The 7,171-nt window shown below is 63.8% G+C and carries 8 protein-coding genes; 6 read left to right on the plus strand and 2 right to left on the minus strand.

The window, feature by feature from the left end; translation table 11 throughout:
- Positions 1 to 399, minus strand: a 399-nt coding sequence (locus tag AXK61_RS16385; protein WP_156485715.1) for a helix-turn-helix domain-containing protein, incomplete at its 3' end; no start/stop codon positions are given.
- A gap of 304 nt (positions 400 to 703) precedes the next feature.
- On the opposite strand from AXK61_RS16385, the gene AXK61_RS16390 reads away from it, so the two are divergent.
- The 6 genes from AXK61_RS16390 (at position 704) to AXK61_RS16415 (ending at position 6,770) form a co-directional block, all read left to right on the plus strand.
- On the plus strand, positions 704 to 2,020 hold the full coding sequence (locus AXK61_RS16390; protein WP_231855580.1) for a PepSY-associated TM helix domain-containing protein: 1,317 nt from the start codon (positions 704 to 706) through the stop codon (positions 2,018 to 2,020).
- A 138-nt stretch (positions 2,021 to 2,158) separates the two neighbouring features.
- A complete protein-coding gene (locus AXK61_RS16395) occupies positions 2,159 to 3,229 on the plus strand; it encodes an ABC transporter substrate-binding protein (RefSeq protein WP_082789393.1) in 1,071 nt (356 codons plus the stop codon).
- A gap of 19 nt (positions 3,230 to 3,248) precedes the next feature.
- Positions 3,249 to 4,484: a cytochrome P450 gene (locus AXK61_RS16400; RefSeq protein WP_068746385.1), complete on the plus strand. Its 1,236-nt coding sequence runs from the start codon at positions 3,249 to 3,251 to the stop codon at positions 4,482 to 4,484.
- On the plus strand, positions 4,481 to 5,464 hold the full coding sequence (locus AXK61_RS16405; RefSeq protein ID WP_068746386.1) for an isocyanide synthase family protein: 984 nt from the start codon (positions 4,481 to 4,483) through the stop codon (positions 5,462 to 5,464). Before AXK61_RS16400 ends, AXK61_RS16405 begins: the two co-directional genes overlap by 4 nt.
- Entirely contained in the window at positions 5,461 to 6,096 is a 636-nt protein-coding gene (locus AXK61_RS16410) for a DJ-1/PfpI family protein (RefSeq protein ID WP_068746387.1), read from the plus strand. The genes AXK61_RS16405 and AXK61_RS16410 overlap by 4 nt, the downstream gene beginning before the upstream one ends.
- Positions 6,093 to 6,770 carry a hypothetical protein gene (locus AXK61_RS16415; protein ID WP_068746388.1) on the plus strand — a complete coding sequence of 226 codons (678 nt, stop codon included), beginning with the start codon at positions 6,093 to 6,095 and terminating at the stop codon, positions 6,768 to 6,770. Before AXK61_RS16410 ends, AXK61_RS16415 begins: the two co-directional genes overlap by 4 nt.
- On the opposite strand, the gene AXK61_RS16420 is transcribed toward AXK61_RS16415, so the two are convergent.
- On the minus strand, positions 6,756 to 7,171 hold a 416-nt coding region (locus AXK61_RS16420; protein WP_156485714.1), incomplete at its 5' end, for a transposase. The genes AXK61_RS16415 and AXK61_RS16420 overlap by 15 nt on opposite strands.

Raw genomic sequence — 7,171 nt, forward strand, 5'->3', positions numbered from 1 at the left:
ATCCAACCAATCCCATTGCGTCTCTTCGCCTGGCGGGTGCTCGATCACCGCGTTCGGACGGTTCACCGCGGTCGTGCACTGCGGGCACACCGGGCGCAGGCCACGGTCCCGGATCTGCCGGGTCAGCGACGAATACGACTGCTTGAACCGCATCTCGACGAGTTCGTCGAACAGGGTCTGCGCCCACAGATGCGGGTCCTCGAGCAAGCGGCTGGTGACGTACTCGGCGAACGGCTCGAACGGGTCCTCGTCCCGGTGGCGGACACCCGGCTCGGTGACCCCGTTGAGATAGTTGCGGACGGTCTTACGGTCCCGTCCCAGATGACGGGCGATCGCTGAGATCGTCCACCCCTGCTTGCGCAGAGCATGTGCTTCCACGGTCTCTCCTTGTGTGAGCATGAACGAGCGGGGCCTCCCTCGAAGGGCTGGTGCGTGGTCAGAGACCACCAGCATCACGGGGAGGCCCCGCCCATTACTTGGCGGGTGCACACAAGTGGGGAGATTCAGTTAGCAGAACTGGGGAGAATCAACGAGCGCAGTCATCCTCGCCCGACTAAACCTGTGGACTCACATCTGGCGACTCGAGTGCCGGATGACCGGAACGTGAGCGGAGCGACCTATGACAGCAGTAGAGGACCGAGAAGGCCAGGGCGAGCGGCCCGATCAGATGCCGACCTCACCGCGTCGGCCTCGGCGGCCGCCCTTGGCGGCTCAGATTCAGGCGCTACTGGCGCGGTTGCATTTCTACGGCGGGCTGCTTGTTGCTCCGTTCATCTTGCTCGCGGCCCTTACTGGTGGCTTGTATGCGATGTCCCCCAGCATTGAATCGTTCGTGTACCGATCTGTCCTGGAGGTCCCGGCGTCCGCCGAGCAGGTTCCGCTGCAGGCTCAGATTCTCGCAGCACAACAGACGCACCCCGACTTAACTGTTGCGCAGATCTGGCCCTCGGATAGGCCGGGCGATCCGACTCGGATCTTGTTCAACGACCCCGGTATCGAGGCTGACGAACAGCGTGCGGTGTTCGTCGATCCCGGAACCGGTCGGGTGATCGGTGATCTACCCAGTTACTCCGGACTGGGGGAGCTTCCATTGCGGCGGTGGGTGTCGGGGCTTCACGAGAACCTGCATCTCGGTGAGCCCGGATTTGTGTACTCGGAACTCGCTGCATCCTGGCTGTGGTTCCTCGTGCTCGGCGGTACGTTCCTGTGGTGGCGCTCGGTGAGGCGCCGCAAGCGCAAGCTGCGCGGCCCGATCCCCCGCATGCTCCGAGGGTTGCCGTCGAAGAAGGGCTCCCGCTTGCGTGCAATGAATCTCCATGCCATCACCGGCTCCGTCGTGGCGGTCGTCCTGATAGGACTCTCGCTCACGGGGATCACCTGGTCCAACACTGCGGGCAAGAGCGTCAATACGATCGTGGCGGAGATGAACTGGAAGGCAACTCCGATCGCGACAAAGGTATCTGCCGCCGAAACCGTGCCTCTGGACACAGCTGGGCAAGCTACACGGGTACTGCAAACCGCTCGCGCCGAGGGCCTGACCGGGCCGCTGCGGTTGTATCCACCGACCGCGATGGACGGCGGTTGGAAGGCTTCCGAGCTGTGGGTGCCCGGTCGAGTTGCCTCCGATCAAATCTCCGTCGCAGGAGCTACCGGGCGAACAATCGCGCGTCAGGACTTCGGTGACTTGCCGACGTTCAGCAAACTCTCGTCTTGGGGCATCTACCTACACATGGGCACGATGTTCGGTCTACCTCTCCAGATCACGCTGCTCGCCGTTGCGATGGCGATAGTCGCAATAGTCGTCTTGGGCTACCGCATGTGGTGGAAGCGGCGGCCCACACGTGGTGGCATGGGGACCGCCTTGGGCACTTGGAAGGCGGTCGGCTGGCCGGTCCGCATCGGGGCGCTCGTGATCGCTTTACCCATCGGCTGGTTGCTGCCGTACTGGGCCTTCTCGTTGGCCCTGTTCATTGCCATCGATGCGGCGATCCAAGTCAGCAAGCGACCGAAGCTGAGCTAGCTCGACGAGATGCAGCACTCGCAGGTCCCACCACTGTCGACACCGCCGTGATCCTCGCGAGCTCAGGGCGCGGGAACTCGATCGACACGGCATCCGACTAATCCTCTGAGGCGGCGGTCATCACTGAGCTGATCGCCGATGGTGAAGGGTGAAAAAACAGTGATGGGTACAACAATCTCGAGGCGGGCAACGATCGCGGCGGTCCTCGTCACCGTCGGTGGAGTTCTCTGCTCGTGCTCCGGAACGACGGCAGATTCCTCGACAACGTCCGGCACGGCATTCGAGCCGGTGACGACGACCGACTGCGAGGGGCGCAACTCTCACCGGTTCGACACCGCACCGACGAAGATCATCAGTTCCAACAACGCCGGCGCGGATCTACTCGCGCGCCTCGGAGCCGGCCAACAAGTGTCAGGTGTGGGCTGGGCGCGAGGGCTCGACGCGCTCGCGCCGGACGTCCGCGACAAGCTCACCTCCGCCCAACGACTCTCGGACGGCAACATCGACAAAGAGAAGCTCCTATCCTCCGGCGCGCAGGTGTTCCTGGCAACGTTCGCGAGCATGGACATGATGGGCACACCCGAGCCCACGGCCGCGGAGTTCCAGGCCGCGAACCTGACGAAGGTGTTCATCAAGTCATCTGCGTGCGCGAAGTTCCTCCCCGGTCCCCGCACCGATCTCGACCAGGTCTACTCCGACATCAGCGACCTCGCCGCGCTGACCGGTCACCGCCAGACAGGCGACGAGATGGTCACATCCATGAAGAAAACAATCGAGTCAGCTCGCGGCAAGATCCGATCCGGCTCAAGGACGCCGACCGTCTTCCACTTCGATGTCGCAGCGAGCAAGGACACGCTGACCACACCCGGAAACCGGCAGATCGCCAACGCGATCTACACCCTCGCCGGAACCACCCCACTGGGTGGACGCATCGACGGCGCGTTCGGCAAGTTCACCTACGAAGACCTCGTAGCCGCCGACCCGGACTGGATCACGATCGCCGTTCGACGTACCGGCGATGACACCTCAGTACGAACCGCCCAGGATGCCGCGATCACCTCGCTCGAGGCCGACCCCCGAACCCGCGGACTCAAGGCGGTACGCGAGAAACGCTACATCCGGACCACGTCCGAAGACATGACGCTCGCCGGCCCCGCAAACGCGGAACAGGTCGCGGCCATCGTTGACTCCGTCAGCACATCTCGATAGCCGGACGGAAGCCGATTCCATGAGCACCAGCGAACAGCCTGCACCGTTGTACGGTGAGGACTACTACCGCGACCCCCACCCCCTGTTCTCGTCAACGCGCGAGCAGGGACCGGTTCACCCGGTCGCATTCCCCGCGATCAACGCCTGGCTCGTCACCGGCTACGACGCCGCGCACGCGGCCCTGGGCGACGACCGGCTCGGGAAGAACCACGCCCGCGCCAACGCCCAGTGGCATGCGAAGGCATCGATCATGCCCGAACCACAGCACTCGCGGCTGCAAGTCCACCTGCTACACCAGGATCCGCCTCGGCACACCGCTATGCGCGCGATGATCGCCGACCACTTCACGGCCCGGCGTTCCGAAGCGCACCGCGCCGGCATCCGCGCACATGTGCACGCTCTGATCGATGACCTCCCTGTCGGATCCGTGGACTTCATCGAGGGCTTCGCGGGCCGGCTACCATTCTTGGCCTTGCGTGATGCGATCGGCCTACCGGACAACCTTGCGCAACAGTTTGACCCGGCATGGGGTGGCGTCGTAGCGCCAGTAGGACCGGACGATCCCCGACGGCCCCACTACGAAGGGCTGCTACGCGGGCTGGAAGGCTACATTGCCGACGTCGTCGCCCACTTCACCGGCGGCTCTGGCGATCAGAGTGTCCTGCTCGCACGCCTGGTCCGCGAACACGAGCACGGCGATCTCACTTCGAATGAGCTGTCTTCGATCATCTTCCAGCTGCTCGCCGCGGGCCAGGACCCCGTGACCAACCAACTGGGGATGGCGATCCTGACGCTGCTGCGCCATCCCGACGCTCACGCGTGGCTCGTCGCTCATCCCGATGGCATCGATCGCGCCACCGAAGAGCTCCTGCGGTACGAGAGCGCCTTCGGGCAGACCACCTGGCGATTCTTCACCGAGGACACCGAATTCGGAGATCACACGGTACCCGCCGGCGACTCGGTGATCATCTCCCTGATGGCCGCTAATCGTGACCCGGCGAAGTTCCGCTGCCCGGCCGAACTCGACCTGCAGAGAACACCGAATCCGCACCTGGCGTTCGGCCACGGCGTGCACTTTTGCCCCGGTGCGCATCTCGCGCGCATCCAGATCCAGGAGACCCTCACTGCGATCACCGCGCGCATCGCAGACCTGCGCCTTGACTGCGAAGAGACCGACCTCGAGTTCCTCCACGCCCCACTCGCTCGCGGTGTGACGAAACTGCCCATCCGGTACAGCGCGGTGAAACCCGCGTGAGCACATCAACCTCGAGAAACGACTGCGAAGACAAGCAGGCGGACCAGGTCGCACGCAAGATCCTTGCGGGGCTTCTGCCACGCCGGCGTACCACCGATGACGACGGGCCAACGCCTGATGACTGGCCCGTGCAGTTGGCGGCAATCCGCGCCGCAGTCGAGCGGCGAATCCGGATTGAATTCATCATTCCGGGCTTCCCGTGCAAGTCCCCCAACCCGGCCAAAGTGGCCGGCACGCTGCCCGATGAAGCCGAGCGGGTCGCACTGCACGTTCTCGACGAGATCTGCAGCCAGATATCTCACGTTCATCCGCCAGGAGCACGGGTGACCATCTGCTCCGACGGTCACGTCTTCACCGACATCATCGGTGTCGACGACGAAACGATCGTCGAGTACAACGACGCCCTCGTGAAGATGATCGCCGACGAAGGCCTATCCCACCTCAGCACCTTCGACCTCCGCGAGATCTGGGGCGACGGAGACTTCGCCGCCAAACGCCACCAGCTCGACACCCAGTGGGCACCCGCGCTCGACGACATCCGTGCGGACGTCAAGGCCGGTGGCAACTCCGCCCGGCTCCTGCGCGGCATGACCAGGTTCATGATCGCCGACACCGTCGACTGGGCTGGAACCAAGTCACAGCTCCAGAAGTACGCTAAACAGCGCGCGTACCAGCTGATCCGCTTCAGTGCAGCCTGGGGAAACATCCTCGATATCCACTTCCCCGAGGCAGTCAGGCTCTCCATCCACCCCCAGCCCCGGCTCTCACCAAAACTCGGCATCAAACTGATCGCACCGGACGACGACGTCTGGACCACCCCCTGGCACTCGGTACTGGTCTACGACACCTCCGGCCGGCCGCGACTGACCAGTCACGCCGAAGCCCGCGCCAAGTACGATCCTGTTCATCAGGACGGCAGACTCACCCACTTCATCGAGCAGCCCCTCACCGGATGCGCCAGCGCACAGGACCTCCCATGACCGACATCAGCGGCGCACGGCCCTCCAGAACCGTAGGAATCGTCCTCTTCGATGGCTTCGAGCTCCTCGACGCCTTCGGCCCAGCCGAAATCCTCAGTGTGCTGCCTAAACTCTTCCGGCTGAGCTTCATCAGCACCAACGCGTGCACCGTCCAGAGCTCTCAGGGCGTCTGCGTCATCGCGGACACGACCATTGCCGACGCTGAGCCGGTCGACATACTGATCGTGCCTGGGGGGATCGGAATCGAGCGACTCGTCGCCGACCAGAGGGCCCTGGAGGGCCTTCGCGCGCTAGCGGAAACCGCGGAGATCGTGGCCTCAGTGTGCACGGGCACAGCAGCACTGGCAATAGCGGGAATCTTGGACGGTCGCGCAGCTACCAGCAACAAGAAGGCCTTCGACTGGGTCAGATCGTTCGGTCCGAACGTGGACTGGAAGCCTCGGGCACGGTGGGTGACCGACTCCAAGTTCTGGACAGCATCCGGTGTCGCCGCCGGTATGGACATGACCGCAGCGCTGATCAGGCACCTGCACGGCAACGAGACAGCACAGTACGCGACGGAGATCATCGAGCTCGAGGTGCGGACCGACCCACACGATGATCCATTCGCGATCGTCTCCCCTCAGACATGATCGAGTCCGAACGATCCGTTTACATCATCGACCTCGACGGGACGATCTACAGCAGTGAAGTCCCCATCGTCGAGGTAATAGGCATCGTCAATCGCCTACCGGCGAGCGACACCTACTACTTGTCGAACAACGATGTCGCAGACCAGAGGACGATCGCTGCCAAACTTCAATCCATGGGAGTATGCGACGTTGCCGTCGCGAACATCCGGACAGCGCTCGACCTCGCCCCAGCTTGGATCGCGGCACAGTACGGCCACGAGAGCAAGATCTATACTCCCGGCAATGAGCAACTGGCTGAGCACTTGGCTTCCGCCGGATTCGAGGTGACGGCACAATCGGATCACCGGTGGCCGGTATCAGACGGGATATGCGTCCTGAACTCCAGGACCGAGAATGCCGGAACTATCGCTGTGTCCTACCGGCGGGAGTATCCGGACTCGGTTCCGCTAGGGCTGGCACTCACACACATCGACACTGTCCTTTCCCGCGGAGGACACTACATTCCCGGACTCGGCCAAGCGGTCATCGGCGCCGGGCTGGACCCGGCTACTCTGCCGCACATCGGCAAGCCCAGCACGTACGGTGCCTTGACTCTCGGGATCGACCCCTCACGACACAGGATCACCGTGGTCGGCGATGCTGACATTACTGATGGGCAGCTAGGGCGTGTCTGACAAAGCTTTCGACCAGGCGATCACTGCGTTGAGAACGACTGCTGCGCGGTAGTTGACGGCGTGCTTGTCGTAGCGGGTGGCGAGGCCGCGCCATTGCTTGGTGTGGCAGTAGCGGCGTTCGATGACGCTGCGGTTGCGGTAGTCGGCGGTATCGAGCGAGACGGGTCGCCCGCCGCGGGAGCCGCGCCGTTTGCGGTGTCCCTTCTGGTCGTCGGGTTCGGGGATGACGGCCTTGATCCCGCGCGCTCGCAGGTGAGCACGGATCGCCCGCGATGAGTAGGCCTTGTCGCCGCGGACAGCGTTCGGGCGGGTGCGTGGCCGGCCTCGCGTCCGGCCGACACGCAGCAGGTTCATCAATGGCAGGAACATCGGTGAGTCACCGGCCTGACCGGCCGTGAGCA

Origin of the sequence: Tsukamurella pseudospumae (assembly GCF_001575205.1) — a bacterium.
GTDB lineage: Bacteria > Actinomycetota > Actinomycetes > Mycobacteriales > Mycobacteriaceae > Tsukamurella > Tsukamurella pseudospumae.

Excerpts from the sequence above, each read along its gene's own strand:
- AXK61_RS16395 (WP_082789393.1), top strand. The coding sequence starts at position 2,159 with ATGGTGAAGGGTGAAAAAACAGTGATGGGTACAACAATCTCGAGGCGG.
- AXK61_RS16400 (WP_068746385.1), top strand. The coding sequence starts at position 3,249 with ATGAGCACCAGCGAACAGCCTGCACCGTTGTACGGTGAGGACTACTAC.
- AXK61_RS16410 (WP_068746387.1), top strand. The coding sequence starts at position 5,461 with ATGACCGACATCAGCGGCGCACGGCCCTCCAGAACCGTAGGAATCGTC.
- AXK61_RS16415 (WP_068746388.1), top strand. The coding sequence starts at position 6,093 with ATGATCGAGTCCGAACGATCCGTTTACATCATCGACCTCGACGGGACG.